Source organism: Stutzerimonas stutzeri (assembly GCF_038561965.1).
Classification (GTDB): Bacteria; Pseudomonadota; Gammaproteobacteria; order Pseudomonadales; family Pseudomonadaceae; genus Stutzerimonas; species Stutzerimonas stutzeri_AA.
The window spans coordinates 343,640-368,652 of sequence record NZ_CP139348.1; the positions used below are offsets into that span (position 1 = coordinate 343,640).

General features: G+C 62.3%; 26 protein-coding genes and 1 riboswitch. Of the genes, 14 read left to right on the forward strand and 12 right to left on the reverse strand.

The annotated features are described in order from the left end of the window. Positions 1–206: 206 nt before the first annotated feature. The 3 genes from metF to SM130_RS01500 form a co-directional block, all read right to left on the reverse strand. Positions 207–1,058, reverse strand: a complete 852-nt coding sequence (gene metF / locus SM130_RS01490; protein ID WP_102824072.1) for a methylenetetrahydrofolate reductase [NAD(P)H] — start codon at positions 1,056–1,058, stop codon at positions 207–209. Positions 1,059–1,229: 171 nt separating this feature from the next. Beyond that, the gene (gene ahcY / locus SM130_RS01495) at positions 1,230–2,636 is read right to left on the reverse strand and encodes an adenosylhomocysteinase (protein WP_102824073.1); all 1,407 of its coding nucleotides are present in this window, start codon (positions 2,634–2,636) and stop codon (positions 1,230–1,232) included. Positions 2,637–2,660: 24 nt separating this feature from the next. Then, positions 2,661–2,811, reverse strand: a riboswitch (S-adenosyl-L-homocysteine riboswitch). A 93-nt stretch (positions 2,812–2,904) separates the two neighbouring features. Continuing rightward, complete coding sequence (locus tag SM130_RS01500; protein WP_102824074.1) at positions 2,905–4,158, reverse strand: cation:proton antiporter; 1,254 nt, start codon at positions 4,156–4,158, stop codon at positions 2,905–2,907. 174 nt (positions 4,159–4,332) lie between these two features. On the opposite strand from SM130_RS01500, the gene SM130_RS01505 reads away from it, so the two are divergent. After that, positions 4,333–4,767, forward strand: coding sequence for a hypothetical protein (locus SM130_RS01505; protein WP_102824075.1), 435 nt, complete (start codon positions 4,333–4,335; stop codon positions 4,765–4,767). A gap of 107 nt (positions 4,768–4,874) precedes the next feature. Beyond that, positions 4,875–5,321, forward strand: a complete 447-nt coding sequence (locus SM130_RS01510) for a c-type cytochrome (protein ID WP_102824076.1) — start codon at positions 4,875–4,877, stop codon at positions 5,319–5,321. A gap of 6 nt (positions 5,322–5,327) precedes the next feature. Here SM130_RS01510 and SM130_RS01515 read toward each other — a convergent pair whose 3' ends face one another. From SM130_RS01515 to SM130_RS01525, 3 genes are all read right to left on the reverse strand, one after another. Then, entirely contained in the window at positions 5,328–5,708 is a 381-nt protein-coding gene (locus tag SM130_RS01515) for a DUF1090 domain-containing protein (protein WP_102824077.1), read from the reverse strand. Positions 5,709–5,767: 59 nt separating this feature from the next. Further along, on the reverse strand, positions 5,768–7,435 hold the full coding sequence (ligB, locus tag SM130_RS01520; protein WP_102824078.1) for an NAD-dependent DNA ligase LigB: 1,668 nt from the start codon (positions 7,433–7,435) through the stop codon (positions 5,768–5,770). Between the two features lie 92 nt (positions 7,436–7,527). Further along, the gene (locus SM130_RS01525; protein ID WP_102824079.1) at positions 7,528–8,859 is read right to left on the reverse strand and encodes a ferredoxin reductase family protein; all 1,332 of its coding nucleotides are present in this window, start codon (positions 8,857–8,859) and stop codon (positions 7,528–7,530) included. A gap of 173 nt (positions 8,860–9,032) precedes the next feature. Between SM130_RS01525 and SM130_RS01530 the strand changes: the two genes are divergently transcribed. Together SM130_RS01530 and SM130_RS01535 are read left to right on the forward strand one after the other, a co-directional pair. Further along, positions 9,033–9,956: an ABC transporter ATP-binding protein gene (locus SM130_RS01530; RefSeq protein ID WP_102824080.1), complete on the forward strand. Its 924-nt coding sequence runs from the start codon at positions 9,033–9,035 to the stop codon at positions 9,954–9,956. Between the two features lie 12 nt (positions 9,957–9,968). Next, positions 9,969–10,730: an ABC transporter permease gene (locus SM130_RS01535; RefSeq protein WP_102824081.1), complete on the forward strand. Its 762-nt coding sequence runs from the start codon at positions 9,969–9,971 to the stop codon at positions 10,728–10,730. A 54-nt stretch (positions 10,731–10,784) separates the two neighbouring features. Here SM130_RS01535 and SM130_RS01540 read toward each other — a convergent pair whose 3' ends face one another. The 5 genes from SM130_RS01540 to SM130_RS01560 all read right to left on the reverse strand — a co-directional run bounded on the left by SM130_RS01540 (position 10,785) and on the right by SM130_RS01560 (position 15,159). Beyond that, on the reverse strand, positions 10,785–11,123 hold the full coding sequence (locus SM130_RS01540) for a hypothetical protein (RefSeq protein ID WP_102824082.1): 339 nt from the start codon (positions 11,121–11,123) through the stop codon (positions 10,785–10,787). Positions 11,124–11,374: 251 nt separating this feature from the next. Then, positions 11,375–12,565, reverse strand: a complete 1,191-nt coding sequence (gene metK, locus SM130_RS01545) for a methionine adenosyltransferase (RefSeq protein ID WP_102824083.1) — start codon at positions 12,563–12,565, stop codon at positions 11,375–11,377. Between the two features lie 14 nt (positions 12,566–12,579). Next, positions 12,580–13,581, reverse strand: a complete 1,002-nt coding sequence (locus tag SM130_RS01550) for an ArsR/SmtB family transcription factor (RefSeq protein ID WP_102824084.1) — start codon at positions 13,579–13,581, stop codon at positions 12,580–12,582. Positions 13,582–13,663: 82 nt separating this feature from the next. After that, positions 13,664–14,266 carry a LysE family translocator gene (locus SM130_RS01555; RefSeq protein WP_102824085.1) on the reverse strand — a complete coding sequence of 201 codons (603 nt, stop codon included), beginning with the start codon at positions 14,264–14,266 and terminating at the stop codon, positions 13,664–13,666. Next, positions 14,263–15,159: a TauD/TfdA family dioxygenase gene (locus SM130_RS01560; protein ID WP_102824086.1), complete on the reverse strand. Its 897-nt coding sequence runs from the start codon at positions 15,157–15,159 to the stop codon at positions 14,263–14,265. Before SM130_RS01560 ends, SM130_RS01555 begins: the two co-directional genes overlap by 4 nt. A gap of 143 nt (positions 15,160–15,302) precedes the next feature. Between SM130_RS01560 and SM130_RS01565 the strand changes: the two genes are divergently transcribed. The 7 genes from SM130_RS01565 (at position 15,303) to fba (ending at position 22,626) form a co-directional block, all read left to right on the forward strand. After that, positions 15,303–16,241 (forward strand): LysR substrate-binding domain-containing protein, encoded by a 939-nt coding sequence (locus SM130_RS01565; protein WP_102824087.1) that lies wholly within the window; start codon positions 15,303–15,305, stop codon positions 16,239–16,241. Between the two features lie 94 nt (positions 16,242–16,335). Next, positions 16,336–18,333 carry a transketolase gene (gene tkt, locus SM130_RS01570; protein ID WP_102824088.1) on the forward strand — a complete coding sequence of 666 codons (1,998 nt, stop codon included), beginning with the start codon at positions 16,336–16,338 and terminating at the stop codon, positions 18,331–18,333. A 107-nt stretch (positions 18,334–18,440) separates the two neighbouring features. Next, on the forward strand, positions 18,441–19,487 hold the full coding sequence (gene epd, locus SM130_RS01575) for an erythrose-4-phosphate dehydrogenase (RefSeq protein WP_102824089.1): 1,047 nt from the start codon (positions 18,441–18,443) through the stop codon (positions 19,485–19,487). Between the two features lie 49 nt (positions 19,488–19,536). After that, a complete protein-coding gene (locus SM130_RS01580; RefSeq protein ID WP_102824090.1) occupies positions 19,537–20,697 on the forward strand; it encodes a phosphoglycerate kinase in 1,161 nt (386 codons plus the stop codon). 133 nt (positions 20,698–20,830) lie between these two features. Continuing rightward, on the forward strand, positions 20,831–21,022 hold the full coding sequence (locus SM130_RS01585) for a hypothetical protein (RefSeq protein ID WP_102824091.1): 192 nt from the start codon (positions 20,831–20,833) through the stop codon (positions 21,020–21,022). Between the two features lie 23 nt (positions 21,023–21,045). Beyond that, a complete protein-coding gene (locus SM130_RS01590; protein ID WP_102824092.1) occupies positions 21,046–21,381 on the forward strand; it encodes an MliC family protein in 336 nt (111 codons plus the stop codon). Between the two features lie 180 nt (positions 21,382–21,561). After that, complete coding sequence (fba, locus tag SM130_RS01595) at positions 21,562–22,626, forward strand: class II fructose-bisphosphate aldolase (protein WP_102824093.1); 1,065 nt, start codon at positions 21,562–21,564, stop codon at positions 22,624–22,626. Positions 22,627–22,691: 65 nt separating this feature from the next. Here fba and SM130_RS01600 read toward each other — a convergent pair whose 3' ends face one another. After that, on the reverse strand, positions 22,692–23,072 hold the full coding sequence (locus SM130_RS01600; protein ID WP_102824094.1) for a response regulator: 381 nt from the start codon (positions 23,070–23,072) through the stop codon (positions 22,692–22,694). 292 nt (positions 23,073–23,364) lie between these two features. On the opposite strand from SM130_RS01600, the gene SM130_RS01605 reads away from it, so the two are divergent. The 3 genes from SM130_RS01605 (at position 23,365) to SM130_RS01615 (ending at position 24,998) form a co-directional block, all read left to right on the forward strand. After that, entirely contained in the window at positions 23,365–23,979 is a 615-nt protein-coding gene (locus tag SM130_RS01605; protein WP_102824095.1) for a class I SAM-dependent methyltransferase, read from the forward strand. 178 nt (positions 23,980–24,157) lie between these two features. Beyond that, positions 24,158–24,436 (forward strand): DUF3509 domain-containing protein, encoded by a 279-nt coding sequence (locus SM130_RS01610; RefSeq protein WP_102824096.1) that lies wholly within the window; start codon positions 24,158–24,160, stop codon positions 24,434–24,436. Positions 24,437–24,524: 88 nt separating this feature from the next. Then, a complete protein-coding gene (locus tag SM130_RS01615) occupies positions 24,525–24,998 on the forward strand; it encodes a hemerythrin domain-containing protein (RefSeq protein WP_102824097.1) in 474 nt (157 codons plus the stop codon). Positions 24,999–25,013 lie beyond the last annotated feature (15 nt).

The window sequence follows — 25,013 nt, forward strand, 5'->3', positions numbered from 1 at the left end:
CCCTGGGATGATCATGCCTGGCTCGAATCGCGACTGGCGTGCGATCCCGTCCGGTCCTGCCGCAGATAAATAAAAGCGGCATCCGGGCGTAAGCCTGGCGGAAGCGCGGAGTATAACAGAGCCTGTTAACGCCGCATTGCTCTGACAGTGTCGCAGGTCACGGGTTCATTAGCCAGCTCCGTATTTCTACAGAGCTGACTGGAGGATCAGCGCGACAGTCCGAGGTTGTTCCAGATCGCCAGGCTCGGCTCGGCCTGGTTCAAGGTGTAGAAGTGCAGGCCCGGTGCGCCGCCGGCCAGCAGCTTTTCGCACATCTCGGTGATGACCTGCTCGCCAAACGCCTGGATGCTCTGCATGTCGTCGCCATAGGCTTCGAGCTGCTTACGTACCCAGCGTGGGATTTCCGCGCCACAGGCATCGGAGAAGCGTGCCAGCTTGCTGTAGTTGGTGATCGGCATGATGCCGGGCACCACCGGCGTTTCCACGCCGAGCTGGCGTACGCGCTCGACGAAGTAGAAGTAGCAGTCGGCATTGAAGAAATACTGGGTGATGGCGCTGTCCGCACCGGCCTTGGCTTTGCGCACGAAGTTCGCCAGGTCGTCTTCGAAGTTGCGTGCCTGCGGATGCATTTCCGGGTAGGCGGCAATTTCGATGTGGAACTGATCGCCGGTTTCGCTGCGGATGAATTCCACCAGCTCATTGGCGTAGCGCAGCTCGCCGCTGGCCATGCCCATACCGGAGGGCAGGTCGCCGCGCAGGGCAACGATGCGCTTGATGCCAGCATCCTTGTAGATGTTAAGCAGCTCGCGCAGCTCGGCCTTGGTGTCGCCGACGCAAGACAGGTGCGGTGCGGTCGGCACCTTTACCTCGCCGTCGAGCTGCAACACGGTGTTGAGCGTGCGGTCACGGGTCGAGCCCCCGGCACCGTAGGTGCAGGAGAAGAAATCGGGTTGGTAGCCGGCCAGTTGGCGGGCCACGTTCAGCAGTTTTTCATGCCCGGCATCGGTCTTGGTCGGGAAAAACTCGAAGCTGATGGAGGGGCGTGGGGATGTGCTCATTGGCGAATCCAGATTTTCGGGCGCGGCGGCCCAGGACGTCCTTCAATCGCTGGAGGTCGGAGCGGGACGAAACACGCTTTTGCGTGCTTGCATCCCGCTTCGGCTTGGCCTCCTGCGGTTAGTCGGCAGGGTCGGGCGACAATGCGCTGCTAGCGCTTGCCACCCTGCGCATCAGTAGCGGTAGCTGTCCGGCTTGAACGGACCTTCGACGGTTACGCCGATGTATTCCGCCTGCTTGGTGGTCAGCTGGGTGACTACGCCACCGAAGCCCTTGACCATTTCCAGCGCCACTTCCTCGTCGAGCTTCTTCGGCAGCACCATGACGGTGACGTTCTGGCTCTTCTCGGCAACCGGCAGGTCGGCGAACTTCTCGTTGTAGAGGTGGATCTGCGCCAGCACCTGGTTGGCGAAGGAGCCGTCCATGATGCGGCTCGGGTGGCCGGTGGCATTGCCCAGGTTCACCAGGCGGCCTTCGGCCAGCAGAATCAGATAGTCGTCATTGATCGGGTCGACGGTCTTGCCGGTGCGGTGGATCTTGTGCACCTGCGGCTTGACCTCTTCCCAGCCCCAGTTGGCGCGCATGAAGGCGGTGTCGATCTCGTTGTCGAAGTGACCGATGTTGCACACCACGGCGCGCTTCTTCAGTGCCTTGAGCATGCCGGCGTCGCACACGTTGACGTTACCGGTGGTGGTGACGATCAGGTCGATCTTGCCCAGCAGAGCAGCGTCGACACTGGCTTCGGTGCCGTCGTTAATACCGTCCTTGTAGGGCGATACCAGCTCGAAACCGTCCATGCAGGCCTGCATGGCGCAGATCGGATCGACTTCCGAGACCTTGACGATCATGCCTTCCTGACGCAGCGACTGTGCCGAACCCTTGCCGACGTCGCCGTAGCCGACGACCAGCGCCTGCTTGCCCGACAGCAGGTGGTCGGTGGCGCGCTTGATGGCGTCGTTGAGGCTGTGGCGGCAGCCGTACTTGTTGTCGTTCTTGCTCTTGGTAACCGAGTCGTTGACGTTGATCGCCGGGATCTTCAGCGTGCCGCCCTTGAGCATGTCGAGCAGGCGGTGCACGCCGGTGGTGGTTTCCTCGGTGACGCCATGAACGCGCTCGAGCACCTGCGGATACTTGTCGTGAAGGATCTGGGTCAGGTCACCGCCGTCGTCCAGCACCATGTTGGCATCCCACGGCTGGCCGTCCTTGAGGATGGTCTGCTCGATGCACCACTCGTACTCTTCTTCGGTCTCGCCCTTCCAGGCGAACACCGGGATGCCAGCGGCGGCGATGGCTGCGGCGGCTTGATCCTGGGTGGAGAAGATATTGCAGCTCGACCAGCGCACTTCGGCACCGAGGGCGATCAGCGTCTCGATCAACACCGCGGTCTGGATGGTCATGTGAATGCAGCCGAGGATTTTCGCGCCCTTGAGCGGCTGCTCGGCAGCGTACTTGCTGCGCAGACCCATCAGCGCAGGCATTTCGGATTCGGCGATGATGATTTCGCGGCGGCCCCAGGCGGCCAGGGAAATGTCGGCGACCTTGAAGTCGGTGAAACCGGCAGGCGTCATGACAGCACTCATTGAAGAGTTCTCCATTCGTATGTATGCGAATGGGCGCCGTTGATGCGTTCTAGGAAACGCCCCATCCGAGCCTGACAGGTGGAATCTGATTCGGATTGCGCCGCGGCGCGACAGCAAGCCGCGAGGCTTGCGAGATCCAAAACAGGTTCATCCTGCTGCAGCGCCCCTCGGACGGGTGGCGGGCACGATCGAAGCGGAGTCGATCGGGAAAAACCCGGCGATTATAGCCGCGACTGTGCGCAATCCCAAGCCCGCTGCAGCACACTCGTCAGTGGTCGCTGGCGCTGCCACGGGTACAGATATGGCGGACCAGCCTGCCGATGCTCAGGCCCTGGACGAGAATCGAGAACAGCACCACCAAGTAGGTGATGTTGAGCAGCAGATTGCGCTCCTCGCTGGCCGGCAGCGCCAGCACCAGGGCAACCGAGATACCGCCGCGCAATCCGCCCCAGGTCAGGATGCGCACCGTACCGTTGGGTAGTGCACGTCCTGCTGCCCTTAGCGCAAGGGCCGCCGGGCCGACTGCCGCCAGGCGCGTGCCCAGAATCAATAACGTCACGCAAAGGGCGATCAGCAGGTACTGAGCGCTGAACGGCAGCAATACCAATTCCATGCCGATCAGCACGAACAGCACGGCGTTGAGGATTTCATCGAGCAGCTCCCAGAAATTGTCCAGGTTTTCCCGCGTGTGGGCTGACATCGCGTGGCGTCTGCCCTGGTTGCCGATGATCAGCCCGGCCACCACCATCGCGATCGGTCCGGATACGTGCAGATGGGTCGCCAGGGTATAGCCGCCCAGCACCAAGGCGAGCGTGAGCAGAACCTCGACTTGGTACTGATCGATGCTCTTGAGCAGGGCGAAGGTCAGTGCCCCGAGCATCGCGCCGAGCAGGATGCCGCCGCCGGCTTCCTCGAAAAACAGCCAGACGGCTTCGCCAGCACCTGGTGCTTCGCCCCGCGCAAGTACTCCGAGCAGCACGGTGAACACGACGACCGCGACACCGTCATTGAATAGCGACTCGCCGACGATGGTGGTTTCCAGCGCCTTGGGTGCGCCCGCCGAGCGCATGATGCCGAGCACGGCGATTGGGTCGGTCGGCGAGATCAGCGCGCCGAACAGCAGGCAGTAAATTAGCGGCGGCTGCAGCCCGAACAGATCGAGAATCCACCAACTGCCGAGCCCGATCACGGCGGTGGAGAACAGCACGCCAACCGTCGCCAGCAGGCCGATTGCCCAGCGCCTGGCACGGAGATCGGCGAGGTTGATATGCAGGGCGCCGGCGAACAGCAGAAACGACAACATGCCGTCCATCAGCAGGTGGTTGAAGTCGATCCGCTCGATCAAGGCCTCGATGCGCTCTTCAAGCAGCGGCAAGCCGAGCATGGCCAAAACGTGCAACAACAGTGAAAACAGCAACGCGGTCGCCATTACGCCAATGGTTGGCGGCAGCCCGATGAAGCGGTAGTTGAGGTAGGCGAGCAGCGCCGTGAGGCTGATGAACATGGCTGCAAGTTCGAGCATGAAACCCTCGCGTGCGATCGTTGAAGCAGGGTGGACTCGCCGGATGCGCAATTGGTGCCGCCTGAGCAGAACCTTTCCGGGCAGGCGGCAAATCGCGAACTCCGCGGATTGCGTAGCGGTCGAACCTGAAGGTTCGGTGACCCTTGCCGGGCGAAACCGTTTCAGGAGACCGCCATGAACCCCTTGCTTCGCCTCGCGCCCGTGTTGCTTGTCGGCGCTTTCAGCCTCCCGGCTGCTGCTCAGTCCTGCTATGTACACAGCGAAACGTCCGGTGCGGTTCCAGCGCCGGTAGTGACCGAGCAGTGTTTCGAGTTTCACGGTATGGACGACGACGCCATCGACTGGGTGTGTCAGGACAACGAGGCGGTGAAAAATTCCCGCCGCGAGATTCGTGACAGCTGCCCCGACGGGCACTTCGGCATCTGTACCGCGCGGATGACACCGGAAACGCTGGCCAATGAGCGCGCTACCGGCTCGCAAGCGAAAAACGGCACCTTTCCGACTCAGGTAAATGACGCTGCGACGATCGTCACGTACCACTACCATGCCAGTGATCGGGCGCAGGCCAAGATCGATTGCGAGAGTGCAGGGGGCAGCTGGTCGCGCTAGCGGACTGCTCGGGCAATCTTTGCTGACGAAGTCAATGTCCGACTGATTTGTTCAACCGTGCATGGGCGGGGATAATCCCGCGCTTTGCATCCATGAGTGGTTGAACCATGAAGCTGAGTCTGCTGAGCCTGCCCCTGATAGCTGTCCTGGCGCTGACGGGCTGTGATCGGGTCGACCCCAATTCGCCGCTGGGTAAGCGCAAGGCGATCTATCAGGCGATGCTCGATACCAAGGAAGACCTCGGCGGCATGCTGCGCGGGCGCATTCCCTTCGACGCAGAGGCCTTCAGCACGGGCACCGTCAAACTCGATGAACTCTCGCGGCAGCCTTGGCAGCACTACCCAGAGGTCAAGGAAAAGCAGAGCGACGCGCGAGATGATGTCTGGCAGCGTCAGGAGCGCTTTAACGAGATGGCCCGTGCACTGGAGGCGACTACCGCAGAGCTGGTCGACGTGACCCGCGCGGCGCCCGTCACCGCACAAAGCGTGGCGCCGGCTTTTCAGCAGGTCGAAGATGCCTGCGAAGCCTGCCACAAGGAATTCCGCGCTTATTGAGGCGGGTCAGCGGCGCAGCGTGTCGAGTTTTTCTCGGGATTTGGCCAGCTGATTGCGGCGCAGCTCGATCAGCTGCGCGTCGCCAGTGCCCAGTGCTTCGCGTAATAACGTTTCGCGCCGCTCCACCTGGCGGTTGATGTGCTCGTACTCGACCTGGCGTGGATGCAGGGCGACAAGGCCCTGGCACTCTCCGGTCAGAGATTGCAGTTCGGCGTTGAGTTGCGTTTGGCGCAGCTTGTCGCCGAGCAGGCGCGCCTGTTGCAGCTGTTCACGCAAGGACTGGCGTTGTTCGTGGCACTGTGCGTCGGCTTGTTGAGCCGCTGCGGCTAGCGGGCTGATGGCAGTGCTGCCGATCAGTAGGGCAATTGGCCAATGTCGCAAAGACATGCCTCGCCTCCATAATTGTTATCCAGCCTCAATCGACCGCGCGGAGCGGCGAAAGTCCCCTAGAAACCTGAAACGCCGGCAGCGCGCAATCGATCGCGCAGCGGTTGCAGCTCCGCCGCCTGGAAGAACGCCTGCAGCTGTCGCGCGCGAGCAGGTCCGACGCCAGGCTCGGCTTGCCATTGCGCAATGCTGCGCGCGGCCAGTGCATCCCAATCGGTTCCCTCAGCGAGTGGCGCTGCGACCGGTATCCCTAGCGCCTTGAGCCATTGTTCCGGCGGCCTTTGCCGAGCCAGGGCGAAGCTCGCGGTCAGCTTGCTGGCGCGTGTTCTGCCGATGCCCGGCACCTGCTGCAGCGTTACCGCGTCCAGTTCCAGCCAGGCGAGCAGATCGGGGAGCAGCCCTGCATCCAGTAGTGCTCGCCAGTTGCCGGCACCGAGCCCGGGAAGGCCGAGGCCCTGCTTGCCACTTAGCCAGACGAGGCGGGAGGTGAATTGCTGCTCACAACCTGGCGTCGGCTGCCAGCAGCTGTGCGCGTGATAGTGCGTAGCGTCGGGTGCCATCACCTCCGGCCGTTCGGTGCCGCGCCAGACCACCGAGTCGAGCTGCGGAATGGTTTGTCCCGCCAGCGCTACTGCAATCTGGTCGCCGGGGCGAACATCCAGTGCCTGCCAGTGCTCGAGCGAGCCCAGGCTGAGGGTGCGGATGCGGCGGTCATCGAGATCGACCGGCGCGAGCTGCAGCATTGGTGTGATCCGTCCGGTGCGACCTATGCGAAAGTTCACGGCGCGCACCTCGGTCACGGCCTTACGCAAGGGATACTTCCACGCTGCCGCCCAGTATGGATCAGCCCGCCAGCGATCTGCCGGCGGGCGCTGGCTTTGCCGCAACACCACGCCGTCGGTAGCGAACGGCAAGGGTTGCCGGTACCAATGCTCGCGCCAATGTCGTGCTTGTTGAAGATCCTGTAACGGCCGGCTGAAACGCTTACTGTCAGTGAAACCTATCGCCTCCAGCCGCTCCAGGCGGTCGGTCATCGCCTCCGGGCCGTTTGGCCAGTCCCAGACGAACAGGCCGATCTGCTTGGCCGTGTCGCTTGGCAGCTGTCTGCTTGCCATCGCTCCGGCAACGCGACTGCGTGCGCCAGCGCTGCCATGTGCCGCTTGCATATGTTGCTCCAGGCGCCAGTAAAGCTCGCCCTGCAGGATTACCTCGCCTGTCTCCGCCAGTCGTATGGGAACCGCCGGCAGCCGACGGGCGTTGCTCGTCCAATCCTGGCCAGTGCGCCCGTCGCCGCGACTGATGGCTTGCTGCAGCTGGCCGTTGCGATACACCAGCGTGACCGCTACGCCGTCTATCTTGGGCTGAATCCAGAGGTCGTTACGCTGCTTGATCCACTCGGCAACTGCTTGTTCATCAGCGAGCTTGACCAGCCCGGTCTGCCTGACTGGATGCGGTAGCGGGCCACCGGCTGCGCCTAGCGGATCCGGCTGTGACTGGTCGGATGCAGGGAAACAGCGCTGCCAGTCGTGCAGGCGAGCGCGGCTCTGGTCGTAGATTTCATCGTCCACCAACGACACGCCGTTGCGGTGATAGGCCTCGTCCCAATGATTGAGTTGCTGCTGAAGGCCGAGGATCTCCTGTTGCGCTTGTTTGTCGTCCCAGGTCGGGCAGGCAGCAAGACAAAAGGGTGAGAAAAAGCACAGCGAAAGTGCAATCAAGCGTTGCATGCGAGCGTCCTTGCTCAGATGGAATGGGCTAGCCGTCGTTCATGGAAGGCCTACCTATTATTGTCGCTGGCTCGGCGAAGCGAAGCCGTGCGTCAGCGCATACTGAACAGTTCCTGATGGAAGTCTTTCAGCGGCAGACCGTGGCGTTGCAGGTCCTTGCTTAGATCCTGACCGAAGCCCGCCGGGCCGCAGAACCAGACGTCGCTGTCCTGCCACTGCGGCGCCAGCTGTCGAAGGCGTTCAGGCGTTAGCCGACCACCTTCGCTGGCGACCAGTACATGCAGGCGCACCCGGGCACGTTCGGCCAGCTGGCGGATGCGCTCGATAAATCCCTGGTCCGGCGCACTTGTGCAGTAGAACAGATCGACGTTGTTGCCTTTGCCGCTTTCGGCGAGCGCTTGTAAACGGCCGATGAACGGCGCGATGCCGATGCCGCCAGCGACCCAGATCTGCCGTGGTTTTCTGCTGTGGAAATCGAAGCAGCCGTAAGGCCCTTCGACTTTCACCGCGTCGCCGACTTTCAAGGTTTCCGGCAAGGTGCGGGTGTAATCGCCGAGGCCCTTGATGGAGAAGGCCAGCTTGCCGTCGTTGCACCAGGACGAGGATAGGCTGAAGGGATGCGGCCCTTCCTTGTCGTCGAAGGTGACGAAGGCGAACTGTCCGGCCTTGTGCCCTGGCCAGGGGCCGTCGAGCTTGATATCGACGCGCAGCACGCGGTTGTCGCGATGATGGGTCAGGCTTTCGATGCGCCCGACGACCTGATGCTTGCGACCAATTCTGCGTAGCAGCGAGATGCAGGCCGCCACCGATCCGCCACCCAGCAGCACGACGAGAGCCAGTCCCAGCGGCGACGTCCAGTACTCCGGCGGCGTCAGCACCACGGCATGCACCACCAGCGCCAGATAGATCAGCGCCATCCAGCGATGAGTGCGGAAGAACCAGCGATAAGGAAAGCGCTTGATCAGCGCCAGGACGATCAGGATGGCGGCTGCGTAGAATGCCCACTCGCCGATCGTCTCGGCGATTCCGCGAAAGCGCTGCAGCAGCGCAAAGATACCTTCGTGGCCCTGTCCCTCTCCGGCGCGCCGGGCCGGCTTTTCCAGCCAGCCGAAGCCGACCAGCCATTTTGGAATCTGGCCCCAGCCCCAGTGGAAAATCGCGATCACCAGAGCGCTGATGCCCAGCCATTTGTGCAGTCGGTAGGTCTTGTCCAGGCCGTCGAAGAAGCGCTCGAAGCGCCGCGGCCGCACCGCCAGCATCATCGCCACGCTCATTGCGGTGATGCCAAGCACCCCGCTGTAGTGAACCAGCACCTTGCGCAGCGGCCAGATCTGATAGCGCGCCATGATGAAGTCGTCGACCAGCAGCCAGAGCAGCGTCAGTCCGACGAACAGTACGACATAGGTAAGTTTTATCTGTCTCATCTTCGGCGAGCCTCCCAGCTGACGTCCTGTAATCCGCTTCCTCAAGCATCCATGTGCAGCGCTGCCAGCGCCATGATCACGGTCACGCCGCGAGTGGCCGAGTGAAAACGGCGGCGACCGCAGGCCGCGCTTTATCTACAATTCCGCCCTCAATCCCTCGAAGAGACGAGCCCGTGCAACCAGTGATCTCCATCGAGCAGCTCACCAAAACCTATGCGTCCGGCCATCCGGCCCTCAAGCGCATCGACCTCGCTATCTCAAAGGGCGAGATCTTCGCTCTGCTCGGGCCCAACGGCGCGGGCAAGACCACGTTGATCAGCATCATCTGCGGCATCGTCAATCCGGGCAGCGGCCGCGTATTGGTCGACGGCCACGACATCGTCCAGGACTACCGCGCTGCCCGCTCGAAGATCGGGCTGGTGCCACAGGAATTGTTCAACGAGGGCTTTGAAAGCGTCTGGGCAACGGTGCGTTTTTCGCGCGGGCTGTTTGGCAAGGCACCGGACGATTTGTTCCTTGAGAAACTGTTGCGTGATTTGTCGCTATGGGACAAGCGCAATGCCCGCATTCAGGAGCTTTCCGGTGGCATGAAGCGTCGCGTGATGATCGCCAAGGCGCTTTCCCACGAGCCGTCGATCCTGTTTCTCGACGAGCCTACCGCCGGCGTCGACGTCGAGTTGCGCCGTGATATGTGGGAGATGGTCCGCGGCCTGCGCGAGCGTGGCGTGACCATCATTCTCACCACCCATTACATCGAGGAGGCCGAGGAAATGGCCGACCGCATCGGTGTAATCAGTCGCGGCGAGATCATCCTCGTCGAGGACAAGGCCGTGCTGATGCACAAGCTCGGCAAGAAGCAGCTGACCCTGCATCTGCAGCGGCCCCTGGCAGAGATTCCGGCTGAGCTGACGAGCTATCCATTGGAACTCACCGATGCTGGCAATCAGCTGGTGTTCACCTTCGACGCCCACCATGAGGACACCGGCATCGCCGAACTGCTCAAGCGCCTGGCCGCACACGGCATCGATTTCAAGGACCTGCAGTCAAGCCAGAGCTCGCTGGAGGAAATCTTCGTCAACCTGGTTCACGGTCGCTGAGGAAAAACCCGCATGAATTTCTACGCGATCCGCGCGATCTACCTGTTCGAACTGGCGCGCACCTGGCGCACGCTGCTGCAGAGCATCGCCACGCCGGTGATTTCCACCTCGCTGTACTTCGTGGTGTTCGGCTCGGCCATCGGTGCGCGCATGGAGGCGATGCACGGCATCCCTTACGGTGCCTTCATCATTCCCGGCCTGATCATGATGGCGCTGCTGACCGAGAGCATTTCCAATGCCTCGTTCGGCATCTATATGCCGCGCTACTCCGGGACCATCTACGAGGTGCTGTCGGCGCCGGTTTCATACGTCGAGATCGTTATCGGTTATGTCGGCGCGGCGGCGACCAAGTCGTTGGTGCTTGGCGTGATCATCCTCCTCACGGCGCGATTGTTCGTCGACTACGAGATCCAGCATCCGTTGATGATGGCGCTGTTCCTGGTGCTGACGGCGATCACCTTCTGCCTGTTCGGTTTCATCATCGGCATCTGGGCCGATGGCTGGGAGAAGTTGCAGATCGTCCCGGCGCTGATCGTCATGCCGCTGGCCTTTCTCGGCGGCAGCTTCTACTCGATCGAAATGCTCCCGCCGCTGTGGCAGAAAGTGACCCTGTTCAATCCAGTGGTGTACTTGATCAGCGGCTTCCGCTGGAGCTTCTACGGTGTCTCGGACATCAGTGTCGGTGTCAGCCTGGCGATGATCCTCGGCTTCCTCGCCGCCTGCCTGCTGACGGTGTGGTGGATCTTCAAGACCGGCTACCGGTTGAAGAACTAGCCCACAAACGAAAACGCCCGCAGGTGCGGGCGTTTTCAATGACAGCGGCGACGCTTACTTGCCGAACATCTTGCCCAGGCCGAGAACCGCATCCTTGGCTTGGCTAACGGCCTGCACCTTGTCGTTCACTGCCCCAGCGTCGTTGCCAGCGGCATTGGCTGCCAGGCCGTCGGCATTGAGCTGAGCGCAGCCGCCTTCGACCTGATTCAGAGCATTGCTGAGCTTCTCGTTGCCGAGCATCTGGCCAAGCAGCTTGCCGGTTTCCAGATTGCCCTGCTGGGCGGCCAGCTGGCCTTCGCACTTGGCTTGCACATCAGTGGTGGCGGCCTGCAGCGAGGTGCTGGCGAAGGCAACGGCGAGGGCGGCGCTGCCGAAAAGGTGGGAAATACGCATGAAAACCTCCTGTAAGTGTCGATCACGGCATGTGATCGAGCGAGTCCATTCGAAAAGGGCGGCGATGATAGCGCTTCGCTTCTATCGCCGGAAGGCTCTGGGACGAGTCTTTGCGTGACCTGTGCCACGTGTGCGCAACGAATAGCGGGCGACAGGGAGTATCGCCTCTCTTGTGCTCGAAATGCCCGGTAGAGAAAAAGAACCCCGCGCGGCTGGCACCGGCGGGGTTTTCGATGCCGCGGAAGTACGGCTTACAACCCGGCAGCTGCGCGCAGGGCGTCGGCCTTGTCGGTGCGCTCCCAGGTGAAGGCAGTGAAGGTGTCGGCACCCACTGTCATCTCGTAGGGGCTGCGGCCGAAGTGACCGTAGGCCGCGGTGGCGCGGTACATCGGGTGCAGCAGGTCGAGCATGGTAGTGATCGCGTATGGACGCAGATCGAAATGCTCGCGGACCAGGGCAACGATCTTCTCATCGCTGAGCTTGCCGGTGCCGAAGGTGTTGATCGAGATCGAGGTCGGCTGCGCCACGCCGATGGCGTAGGAGACCTGAATCTCGCAGCGCTCGGCGAGGCCGGCGGCGACGATGTTCTTCGCCACGTAGCGGCCGGCGTAGGCAGCGGAGCGGTCGACCTTGGACGGGTCCTTGCCGGAGAACGCGCCGCCACCGTGGCGAGCCATGCCGCCGTAGGTATCGACGATGATTTTGCGCCCGGTCAGCCCACAGTCGCCTACCGGGCCGCCAATGACGAACTGGCCGGTCGGGTTGATGTGGAACTGGGTGTCCTTGTGCAGCAGCTCGGCGGGCAGGCTGTGCTTGATGATCAGCTCCATCACCGCTTCGCGCAGGTCGCTCTGCTTGACCTCGGGGTTGTGCTGGGTCGACAGCACCACGGCATCGATACCGGCGACCTTGCCGTTCTCGTAGCGGCAGGTGACCTGGCTCTTGGCATCCGGGCGCAGCCACGGCAGCAGGCCGTTCTTGCGCGCTTCGGCCTGGCGTTCGACCAGTGCGTGGGAGAAGCGGATCGGGGCGGGCATCAGCACGTCGGTTTCGTTGCTGGCATAGCCGAACATCAGACCCTGGTCACCGGCACCCTGGTCTTCCGGCTTGGTGCGGTCGACGCCCTGGGCGATGTCTACCGACTGCTTGCCGATGATGTTGATGATGCCGCAGGTGGCGCCGTCGAAACCGACTTCCGAGCTGTTGTAGCCAATGTCGACGATGACGTCGCGCACCAGCTGCTCCAGATCGACCCAGGCCGAAGTAGTCACTTCACCGGCGACGATCGCCACGCCGGTCTTGACCATCGTTTCGCAGGCCACGCGAGCATGCTTGTCCTCGGCGATGATGGCGTCGAGCACCGCATCGGAGATCTGGTCGGCGATCTTGTCCGGATGCCCTTCGGACACGGACTCGGAGGTAAAAATCGAGTATTCGCTCATCTATCGGTTTCCTATTACCGGTGGGTGAGTCGGTTGTCAGGGATGGACCGGGAAAAGTACCGGGCCTGGATCTGAAAACCGTTCTTCAAGCCAATGTAGAGGCTCTCGCCGGGCGTGAGCCCCGCGGCATCGGCCCAACGGGCCAGATCGTCCTGTTCGAACCCCAACCACAGATCGCCGCAGGCCTCCCTGGCCCAACTCTGGTTGTGGCTGCACAGCTCCGTGACCAGCAGACTGCCGCCTGCGTTCACCAGCCGTGCCAGTTGTTTCATTGCCTCGCCTGGCGCCGCCAGGTGATGCAGCACCATGTTCAGCACCACGCAGTCGGCCGGCGGGCAATCGTCGTGTAGTGCATCGGCGAGCTTCAGCTCGACGTTTTCCAGCCCCGCCTCTTCGCAGCGCGCGCGGGCCAGATCGAGCATGGCCGGGCTGTTGTCCAGCGCCACAACGCGAGCGAAGCGGCGCGCCAGTTCGGGCAGGAAGCTGCCATCGCCGGGGCCGACTTCCAGTGCCGTGGCACTGACGTCGAAGTGCAGTGCATCGAGGAGCGCCACCACGCTGTCGCGGTACTGCGGCAAGCCAGCGATCAGATCCTGACGGGCCTGGAAGCTGTCGGCCATGCGTGCGAAGAAATCCTCGCTGGCGGCGCTGCGCTGGGCGTGGACCGCCGCGATACGGGCTTCGACGTCGCGCGGCAACTCCAGTCGATCGGCCTCTTCGAGCAGCGCCCCATGCAGCTTGCCGCCCAGGCTATCTGCCTGCGGCAGGCTGCGTCGATAGAACACCGCATTGCCTTCCCGGCGTGTCGCCAACAGGCCGGCCTGGGTCATGACCTTGAGGTGATGGCTCATGCCCGATTGGCCGATGGCGAAGATCTGCGCGAGTTCGAGCACGCCGAACGAATCACTGGCCAGCACGCGCAGTACGTTCAGGCGCAGCGCATCACCGCCGGCCTTGCACAGGGCGGCGAGCGAATCACTGGCGTCGAGACGGATCTGGGGCATGCGCAGGCTCATAAGCGGCGCAGTCTAGTCGGTCACTTTTCGTACAGCAAGGGCAATATCAAAAAGTTTTGATATTGCCCTGATGGGAGCAGGGTTACTGCAGCAGGCGGGATAGCCCCAGGGTGCAGGACACCAGGCCGAGGCCGATGAGGAAGTAGTTCGGCAGGATATCCAGCAGGCGCTGGACCAGCCCTTCGCCCGCCAGGCGGCGCGAGAGCAGGCTGTAGGCGAGGAGGATACTCAGATCGATCACCGCCCAGATCACGATGAGTACCGTCGCCTGCGGGGCGAACGGCTGCGCGGGGAGAATGAAACCGGGCAGGAAGGCGAGAAAGAACAGGATGTCCTTCGGGTTGGACAGGCCTACGGCCATGGCCCGCCAGAAGTAGTGCGCTTCGCTGCGCTTGGGCATGGCGGTTTCGCTGCGCCCGCCGCACAGGCCGTCACAGCCCAGCCAGATCAGGTACAGGCCGCCGAGGATCTGTCCGGCTTCAAGCACCAGCGGGTCGAGGTCCAGCGCCAGGTAGATCATCACCAGCGCAGCGATCATCAGGATCTGCGCAGACACCGCGCCGCCGAGGATGGTCCACAGTGGCCAACGGCGGCGGGCGTCGGCTACTACCAGGGCGACCACCGGGCCGGGGGAGGCGATCAGCAGGGCGACTGCGGCGGCGAAGGCGAGATAGGTGGCGTTCATAGTTCGGTCACCAGGCCGAACACCCGGCTGCTTTTGCCCAGGCGTTCTGTATAGAAATTCGGGTTGGTAATGGCGAAGGCGCGCTGGATCCAGCGATCGCTGCCATCGAAGCGCGCGCTGAACGGGCTGCGGGCATGGGCGGTACGGCGGTTGTCGATGATCAACATGTCGCCGCGGTTCAGGCGCACCGGCTCGACCACCTCCCAGGCAATGGCGCGCAGCTTGTCCATCAGATGTTGCGCGCGGCTGCTGAAAGCCAGCATGAATTGCGGGTCGAAGCGAAAGAAGGGGGCATCCGGGTCGCCGTAAAGCACGGTCTGGTGGCGGTTGATGTCGATGCGCTGGTTCTTTTCGGCGGGGCCATAGTCGGAAAGAAAGTTGTAGGGCTCGGTAAGGAAGAACGACTGCTCCTCGAGCGTGAGGCGCTCGAGAATGCGTTCGATCGAGGCGATGTAGGTGACGGCCTCCGCGTCCGGGTCCTGGCGCAGGCAGAGCAGCACCAGATAATCAGGCAGCACGGCGTGAAAGGCGTTTTCCGTATGCAGGTCCAGTTCGGTGTCGAAACTGTCCGAGGTTGCCCCGCGGGAATGGGCCTGCTGGGGAAAGAAGTTGTTGACGATGCAGCCGTCGGACTCCTGCACGTAACCGATCGGTTCGCCTAGCAGGGCGGTGGCATGCAGGAGCAGGCGCTCGCTGCTGTCATCCGGTTTGCACAAATGGTCGCGGTTCAGCGGCGTCGGCGGGATGTCGCCGATGTGCAGGTTTTCGAGCGTCATAAAGCCTTTCTTGTTGCCGAACAACCTGAAGTTCAGGATCTGGCCGACTTGCTCATGCTGCAGTGCGCCTTTCTCTACCGCATTGGCCAGAAGCGTCTCGTAATATTTGTTCGGCATGGCATCCTTTCCTGAGTTTTTATTAGCAGTCGAAAGCGTGGGAAAAGGCTGGGCAGCGCCCGGAACCCATTGCTGGCGCAGTATTGGGATGCAGGAAAGGAATGAAAAATGGAAAAAACAGCCCCTAAGGATGAGTTTTAGTCATGCCGGACTCGGTCGTTGCAGCGCCACGCATGCCGCCTCTTTATGCCTTGCGTGCTTTTGAAGTGGCGGCGCGTTTCGGTTCTTTCACCCAGGCGGCACAGAGCTTGTTCATTACGCAGAGTGCGGTGAGCCGGCATGTGAAGACCCTGGAGGAGCACCTGGGCTGCCAGCTGTTCGAACGGCGCGGTTCGCGGTTGGTGCTGACCGATGCCGGAAGGCTACTGGCGCAGGAGCTGAAGATTGGCTTTCGCACCATCGAGAATGCCTGCGTTGCCGTTACTCGCCAGCGCGGTGCGTTGCGTCTCAAGGCGCCGTCGACGCTGACCATGCGCTGGCTGCTGGGCACGCTGGAGGGCTTTCAGATGGCCAATCCGCAGAATCGCGTGCAGCTGACCAGTGCCTGGATGGATCTGGACGCGGTGGATTTCGCTAGCGAGCCGTTCGACTGCGCGATCCTGCTCGGCAACGGTGGTTTTCCGGCCGACTGGCGGCGGGTGAAGCTGTTCGACGAGTGGCTGGTGCCGGTCTGCGCTGCCGATCAGCTCGGCGCGGCGCCCTGGACAACGCAGCGGCTGGCCGACGCCGAGCTGATTCATCCCTCGCGTGACTGCCGTGACTGGCGGCGCTGGCTGCAGCGTACCGGGCGTGCAGACCAGATCGCCTGGCAGCAGGGCAAGCTGTTCGACACCCTGGAGCTGGGTATCTCTGCCGCGGCGCAGGGGCATGGCGTGTCAATCGGCGACCTGGCGCTGGTCGGCGCCGAACTGCAGCGTGGCAGCCTGGCGCTGCCGTTTCATCAGGCAGTGAAGTCCGGCGACAGCTATTACCTGGTCTGGCCGGGCGGCGGCGATGAGTCGGCTACTCTGGTGCGCATGCGCGACTACCTGCTCGAGCATTTGCCGGACGTGACCAGCCAGGGCGTCGAGCTGTTGGATTGACGGCGCGGGCCGGCCATTCAGTCATTGCCCCAGCTACCCTCGGTAGGGGAAAATGGCCGCCTTTTTCTACGTACACCCCGCAGGAGATTCAGCGATGCCCAGCCGTCGTGAGCGAGCCAATGCCATCCGCGCCCTCAGCATGGATGCTGTGCAGAAAGCCAACAGCGGCCACCCGGGTGCCCCCATGGGCATGGCGGACATCGCCGAAGTGCTCTGGCGTGACCACCTCAAGCACAGCCCGACCAATCCGCAGTGGGCCGATCGCGACCGCTTCGTGCTGTCCAACGGTCACGGCTCGATGCTGATTTACTCGTTGCTGCACCTGACCGGTTATGACCTGTCCATCGATGACCTGAAGAACTTCCGCCAGCTGCACAGCAAGACCCCCGGTCACCCGGAGTTCGGCTACACCGCAGGCGTCGAGACCACCACCGGTCCGCTGGGTCAGGGCCTGGCCAACGCCGTCGGTTTCGCTCTGGCCGAGAAGGTCATGGCCGCCCAGTTCAACCGCGACGGGCACAAGATCGTCGACCACAACACCTACGTGTTCATGGGCGATGGCTGCCTGATGGAAGGCATCAGCCATGAAGTCTGCTCGCTGGCCGGCACCCTGGGGCTGAACAAGCTGGTCGCCTTCTACGATGACAACGGCATCTCCATCGACGGCGAAGTCCATGGCTGGTTCACCGACGACACCCCGCGTCGCTTCGAAGCGTACGGCTGGCAGGTGATCCGCAACGTCGATGGCCATGATGCCGAGGAAATCCAGATCGCCCTGGAAACCGCGCATAAGAGCGACCGTCCGACGCTGATCTGCTGCAAGACCATCATCGGCTTCGGTTCGCCGAACAAGCAGGGCAAGGAAGAGTGTCACGGTGCCGCCCTCGGCGACGCAGAGATCGCCCTGACCCGCGAAGCGCTGGGCTGGACCCATGGCCCGTTCGAAATCCCGGCTGACATCTACGCCGAGTGGGACGCCAAGCAGAAGGGCGCCGACGCGGAAAATGAATGGAACAAGCGTTTCGCCGCCTACGAAACAGAATTCCCGGCGCTGGCATCCGAGTTCAAGCGCCGCATGGCGGGTGAGCTGCCGGCCGACTTTGCCGAAAAGGCCAGCGAGTTCATTCGCGAAGTTGCCACCAAGGGCGAAACCATCGCCAGCCGCAAGGCCAGCCAGAACTGCCTGAACGCCTTCGGCCCGCTGCTGCCTGAGCTGCTCGGCGGTTCGGCGGACCTCGCCGGTTCCAACCTGACCCTGTGGAAAGGCTGCAAGCCGGTGGTTGCCGAGGATGCCTCGGGCAACTACATGTACTACGGCGTGCGCGAGTTCGGCATGGCCGCGATCATGAACGGCGTCGCCCTGCACGGCGGCCTGATTCCTTACGGCGCGACCTTCCTGATGTTCATGGAATACGCCCGCAACGCCGTGCGCATGTCGGCGCTGATGAAGCAGCGTGTGCTCTACGTCTTTACCCACGACTCCATCGGTCTCGGCGAAGACGGCCCGACGCACCAGCCGATCGAGCAGCTGACCAGCCTGCGCACCACGCCGAACCTGGACACCTGGCGCCCGGCCGACACGGTCGAATCCGCGGTGGCCTGGAAGCATGCGGTCGAGCGCAAGGATGGCCCGAGTGCGTTGATCTTCTCGCGTCAGAACCTGCCGTATCACATCCGCGACAACGAAACCGAGTCGTCGATTGCCAAGGGTGGTTACATCCTCAAGAACTGCGTCGGCGAGCCTGAGCTGATCCTCATTTCGACCGGTTCGGAAGTCGGTCTGGCCGTTCAGGCGTATGACAAGCTGACCGAGCAGGGCCGCAAAGTGCGCGTGGTATCGATGCCTTGCACCAGTGTCTTCGATGCGCAGGATGCCGCCTGGAAGCAGCACGTGCTGCCGGTCGAAGTCGGCGCGCGTATCGCCATCGAAGCGGCGCATGCGGACTACTGGTACAAGTACGTCGGCCTCGACGGCCGCATCATCGGCATGACCACCTACGGCGAGTCGGCTCCGGCCAACCAGCTGTTCGAGGAGTTCGGCTTCACCGTCGAGAACATCCTCGCTGTCGCCGAAGAGTTGCTGGAGGACTGACTGCGAAGATGTGGTGGATGACGCTGTCATCCACCCGACGAAGCCCCATCCGCGTAGGGTGGAGAACCACCAAGCGGTTTTCCACCTGCAGGACCGACGAATAATCCATGGCCAACGCCCGTCCCTATCGCGTCGCCCTCAATGGCTACGGCCGCATCGGCCGTTGCGTGCTGCGTGCTTTCTACGAGCGCGGCGCAGCCTTCGATTTTCAGTTCGTTGCCCTCAACGATCTGGCCGACATGGCCAGTCTGGAATACCTGACCCGTTTCGACTCCACCCACGGCCGCTTTCCCGGCGAGGTGAGCGTGGACGGTGATTGCCTGCACCTCAACGGACACTGCGTGAAGGTGCTGCGTGAATCGACGCCGGAAGCCATCGACTGGCGGGCGCTGGATGTCGACCTGGTGCTGGAGTGTTCCGGTGCTTACACCAGTCGCGCCGACGGCGAGCGCTTTCTCGCGGCCGGAGCGCCGCGTGTGCTGTTTTCCCAGCCTATGGCCAGCGCGGCGGACATCGATGCCACGGTGGTGATGGGCATTAACCAGCATCAGCTGAGCGGCGCCGAACGGCTGGTCTCCAACGCCTCCTGCACCACCAACTGTGGCGTGCCGTTGCTCAAGTTGCTCAACGACGCGGTGGGCATCGAGTACGCCTCGATCACCACCATCCATTCGGCCATGAACGATCAGCCGGTCATCGACGCCTACCATCACGACGATCTGCGCCGCACCCGCTCTGCGTTTCAGTCAGTGATTCCGGTATCCACCGGCCTGGCGAAAGGCATCGAGCGACTGTTGCCGGAACTCTCGGGGCGGATTCAGGCCAAAGCGGTGCGGGTGCCCACGGTGAACGTGTCCTGCCTGGACATCACACTGCAGACCGCCTGTGATACCGATGCGCGAACGATCAACCGAGTGCTGCGCGAAGCTGCCGAAAGCGGGCCGTTGCAGGGGCTGCTGGCATATACCGAGCTGCCGCACGCCAGCTGCGATTTCAACCACGATCCGCATTCGGCGATCGTCGATGGCAGTCTGACGCGAGCATCGGGCCCGCGCCTGGTGAATCTGCTGGCCTGGTTCGACAACGAATGGGGTTTTGCCAATCGCATGCTCGACGTCACCGACCACTATTTGCGCGTGGCCAATCGCATCTAGCAGCCCGCGCCAGGAACATCGCTGCTTTTCGACCTTAAGGAAGACCAATATGACCGTTTTGAAGATGACCGATCTCGATCTCCAGGGTAAGCGCGTGCTGATCCGCGAGGACCTCAACGTGCCGGTGAAGAACGGTGCGGTGAAGAGCGATGCGCGCATCCTGGCCTCGTTGCCGACCATCAAGCTGGCGCTGGAAAAGGGCGCCGCAGTGCTGGTCTGCTCGCACCTCGGCCGCCCGGAAGAGGGTATCTACAGCGAGGAAGACAGCCTCAAGCCGGTCGCCGACTACCTGTCCAAGGCCCTCGGCCGCGAAGTGCCGCTGATCAAGGACTACCTCGAAGGCGTCGAGGTCCAGCCCGGTGAGCTGGTGCTGCTGGAGAACGTGCGCTTCAACAAGGGCGAGAAGAAGAATACCGACGAGCTGGCGCAGAAGTATGCAGCGCTGTGCGACGTCTTCGTGATGGACGCCTTCGGCACTGCGCACCGTGCTCAGGGTTCGACCCATGGCGTGGCCAAATTTGCCAAGGTGGCCTGCGCCGGCCCGCTGCTGGCGGCAGAACTGGACGCGCTGGGCAAGGCACTGAAGACCCCGGCCAAGCCAATGGTCGCCATCGTCGCCGGCTCCAAGGTGTCCACCAAGCTCGACGTGTTGACCTCGCTGGCGGACGTTTGCGATCAGCTGATCGTTGGTGGCGGCATCGCCAATACCTTTCTCGCTGCTGCCGGCTACAACGTTGGCAAGTCGCTGTATGAAGCGGACCTGCTCGACACCGCCAAAGCCATCGCCGCCAAGGTAGCTGTGCCGTTGCCGGTCGACGTGGTAGTCGCCAAGGAATTCGCCGAAACGGCCGAAGCCACCGTCAAAGCCATTGCCGACGTCGCCGATGACGACATGATCCTGGACATCGGCCCGAAGACCGCCGCCATGTTCGGTGAAATGCTCAAGGCCTCGCATACCATCCTCTGGAATGGCCCGGTAGGCGTGTTCGAGTTCGATCAGTTCGGCAACGGCACCAAGGTGCTGGCTCAGGCCATTGCCCAGAGCCCGGCATTCTCCATCGCTGGCGGTGGCGACACCCTGGCCGCGATCGACAAGTACGGCGTGGCTGAGCAAATCTCCTATATTTCCACCGGTGGTGGCGCATTCCTCGAGTTCGTCGAAGGCAAGGTGCTGCCGGCAGTCGAAGTGCTGGAACAGCGCGCCGGCTGATTTCGTCGTCGGTGAATAGCGCTAGCGGTTCAGATTGCCGGCGCCACGCCGCCGGCATCGTGAACGGCATCAAGCAACCCCGGCCGCCCGTCGTGGTCTTTGTTCTATCTTGAACAAGGAAAGGGGATGCACCATGCGCTACGCCGTCGTTGCACTTTGCTGTCTGGGCCTGGCCGGTTGCGCCGGAAATTCACCGGATAGTGCCTGCCAGGTACTTGACCCGCCTGCCGCGATCGGGCCAACCGCCGAGCATGACCAGCGTGTGGAAATGCAGGCCACCGGCGACCCGACCATCATGCAGGGCGGCTTGCAGGATTGCCCCTGAATGCCGACTGCGAAGGAGAAGGAATGAACAAAGGCTTGTCCATGCTGATTGCGGCTTTGCTGCTCGGCGGCTGTGGTCACTGGCAATCCGGTCCGGATGCGCCATTCGTGCGCTGGAAATGCCAGAGTCAGCAGAACATCGCCTGGCGCTACGCCAATGACCAGCACACCGTGATCGACCTGAAAGTTGGCAATAGCGAGCGCGTTCATACCCTTCGCAAGGAACCTGCCACGCGTGGCAGTTTCTATAGCGATGGCGTGATCGGCTTCCACGACAAGGGTAACGAGGCGCTGGTGTATCGCGTCGCCGATGACAAATTGCTCGCCCACGGCTGTAGTGCATCGCTTATTAGCATCTAGCAGTCCACGAGTCGAAGCTGCCCCGCCGCAACGGGGCATTGAATTGAAAGCGCTGGCGGGACGCTGGCATTTGCCGCTCCCGCCTCTACAATGCCGCGCCCATGTGCGGCGCTTGAACAGCGCCAGCCACTGCGGCAGGCTCTAAACGATCAAACGACCCAGACCGGGAGAAAGGAAAACATGGCACTCATCAGCATGCGCCAGATGCTCGACCACGCCGCCGAATTCGGCTACGGCGTGCCGGCCTTCAACGTCAACAACCTCGAGCAGATGCGCGCCATCATGGAAGCGGCCGACAAGACCGACTCCCCGGTGATCGTCCAGGCCTCCGCCGGTGCGCGCAAATACGCCGGTGCGCCGTTCCTGCGTCATCTGATCCTGGCGGCGATCGAAGAATTCCCACACATCCCGGTGTGCATGCACCAGGACCACGGCACCAGCCCGGACATCTGCCAGCGCTCGATTCAGCTCGGCTTTTCCTCGGTGATGATGGACGGCTCGCTGAAGGAAGACGGCAAAACCCCAGCCGATTACGAGTACAACGTGCGCGTGACCCAGCAGACGGTCGCCTTCGCTCACGCCTGCGGCGTTTCCGTGGAAGGCGAACTGGGTTGCCTTGGCAGCCTGGAGACCGGCATGGCCGGTGAAGAAGATGGCGTCGGTGCTGAAGGCGTGCTGGACCACAGCCAGTTGCTGACCGATCCGGAAGAGGCAGCCGACTTTGTCGCCAAGACCAAGGTCGACGCGTTGGCCATTGCCATCGGCACCAGCCACGGCGCCTACAAGTTCACCAAGCCGCCGACTGGTGACGTGCTGGCCATCGATCGCATCAAGGCCATCCACGCGCGCATTCCGCAGACGCACCTGGTCATGCACGGCTCCTCTTCGGTGCCGCAGGATTGGCTGAAGATCATCAACGAGTACGGCGGTGAGATCGGCGAGACCTACGGTGTGCCCGTCGAGGAAATCGTCGAAGGCATCAAGTACGGCGTACGCAAGGTGAACATCGACACCGACCTGCGCCTGGCGTCTACCGGTGCGATTCGCGAATTCCTGGCCAAGCATCCCAGCGAGTTCGACCCGCGCAAGTACCTGGCGAAGACCGTCGTAGCCATGCGCGATGTCTGCATCGCTCGCTACGAAGCCTTTGGTACCGCCGGCCATGCCTCCAAGATCAAGCCGATCTCCCTGGAAGGCATGTTCCAGCGTTACGCCAATGGTGAGCTGGACCCGAAGATCAACTGATCTGCGCCCAGACGTGAAAAGCCCGCGCTATGCGGGCTTTTTCGTTTTTCCGCGCCGTGGTTTGATCAGCTGGCAAGCAACTGCTGGATCTGGCTGCGCAGCGTGTCCAGGGCGAAGGGCTTGGCCAGCACCGGGGCCGAGCGAGCGATGGGGCTGCCCGACTCGTAGATTTCGATCGGATAGCCGCTGATGAAGATCACCTTGAGGTCAGGGCGCAGCTTGAGCGCCGGCTCGGCAATCATCACCCCCGATACGTTGCCAGGCAGACGGAAGTCGGTCACCAGCAGATCCAGGTGTGGTTTGGTCGCCAGGATTTCGAAGGCCTTGGGCGCACTATCCGCTTCGAGCACCTGATAGCCCTCGCTGGCCAGATAATCCGAAAGCAGGCTGAGGATATGCGGCTCGTCTTCAACGAGCAGGACGATTTTCTGCGGTGCGTGGTTCATGGTGGTCTCGATGTTGCCTTACGTGCTGCATGCCAGCCCGTTGCGAGCCGGACAGGGTTTCGACAGGCTACGCGCTGCAAGTTTCAGTCCTACAGCCAAACGGTCATCACTTTAACTGCCTTGCTGTGCGCTGGCGCACATCGCAGGAGCCATCCTCGCTCCTTCAGCCGCCGCGCTCAATGCCGACCTTAGCCGGGGGCGCCCAGTCGGGGGCGCCTAGCCGGGGGCAGCCGGCTGGTTCTCGAGCCCAGGTCGCGATAGGGTTACGGGCTACGCACTGCAGGAGTACATCATGAGCGAATCGGAGCAGGCAGCGCAGCGCACTCTCGACTATTACCGCCTCAATGCAGAGGCTTTTCGCGAGGGCACTCGTGAGCACGACGTCAGCCAGAACCTCGATGCCCTTCTGCGTCACATTCAGGCACAACCCCCGTTGCGCATTCTCGATCTAGGCTGCGGCCCTGGGCGCGACCTGAAGGCGCTGACCGCCCGCGGACATGTCGCGGTGGGGCTTGACGGTACCGAGGCGTTCGTCGAGATGGCTCGCGCGGAAAGCGGCTGCGAGGTCTGGCATCAGGACCTGTTGCAGCTGCAACTGCCGGCCGGGTCATTCGACGGCATCTTTGCCAACGCGGTGCTGTTCCACGTGCCGAGTGTTCATTTGCCGGACGTACTGTCGCAGCTGCACGGTGCGCTGAACCCGGGCGGGGTGTTGTTCTGTTCCAATCCGCGCGGGCAGGACGAGGAGGGCTGGAGCGGGGATCGCTACGGTGTCTGGTATTGCTGGTCGACCTGGCGGCAGCAGGTGCTGAGCGCGGGCTTCGTGGAGTTGGAGCACTATTATCGCCCCGAAGGGCTGCCTCGAGCGCAGCAGCCCTGGCTTGCCAGCGTCTGGCGCAAGGCTTGAACAGCCAATGCAGGCCGCAGAATGCAACCTGCGTCACGCTTTGTATTGCGTTTTGCACGGCTTAATACTTTGAGCGTTTCAGATAACATATTGTTTTATAAGTAAAAAACTCCAGTTTCAAGGTTGGCACGAACGCTGCTCCGTTAACGTTCGCTGGAACTTATTGGAGTACATAACAATGACCGCTGCACAACAATTCCTTACTGCTGCTTTTTCTGAGTTCGAAGTGCTCACCGAGCCCCGCCCGGATGGCGGCTTGCTGCTTACCCTGCGTAACGACGACCGCACCCTGGTCAAGCGTGCGCTATCCAAGGGGCAGACCCAAACCAGAATTCAGCTGGAGTGGGTCGTCAGCTCGGTACGCCGCGACCTGGCGCTGGAGGCGGGGATGTCGCCTTCCATCGCTCATCTACAAAGCCAGAGCCGTACCGCACTGCCCACATACGAGTACGCCTGAGCTCAACGGCTGCGGTGATGCCGCAGCCGTTTTTTCGAGCCGGGCCGTCGAGCCTGGTTCTTTGCCGTGAAGCCGAAGAGGACAGCACATGAACGCCATCGACCTGCTGATTGAGGATCATGAGCGCGTGAAGGAGCTGCTGACGCGTTTGACCGATTCCACCGAGCGTGCCGTGAAGACACGCACCGAACTGCTGAGCAAACTGGAAATGGAAGTGACCATCCATACCCAGCTGGAAGAGCAGATTCTCTATCCCGCCTATAAGGAAGCTGGCGGCAAGGAAGAGATCAAGATGTACCACGAGGCCAAGGAAGAGCACCGCGCCGTGGATTCACTGGTATTGCCGGACCTGAAGGCTACCGATCCTGGCAGCCTCGAATTCTCCGGACGTGCCAAGGTGTGCAAGGAGCTGCTGGAACACCATATCGAGGAAGAAGAGTCGGAAATGTTCCCGCAGGCGCGTGAGCTGTTCGACGCCAAGCGCCTCGAGGAAATGGGTGAGCAAATGAGCCAGCTGCGCGCCCGCTTGAAGAAAGAGATGACGGGCAAGCAGGCCGCCTGATCCGTCGATTGGCCG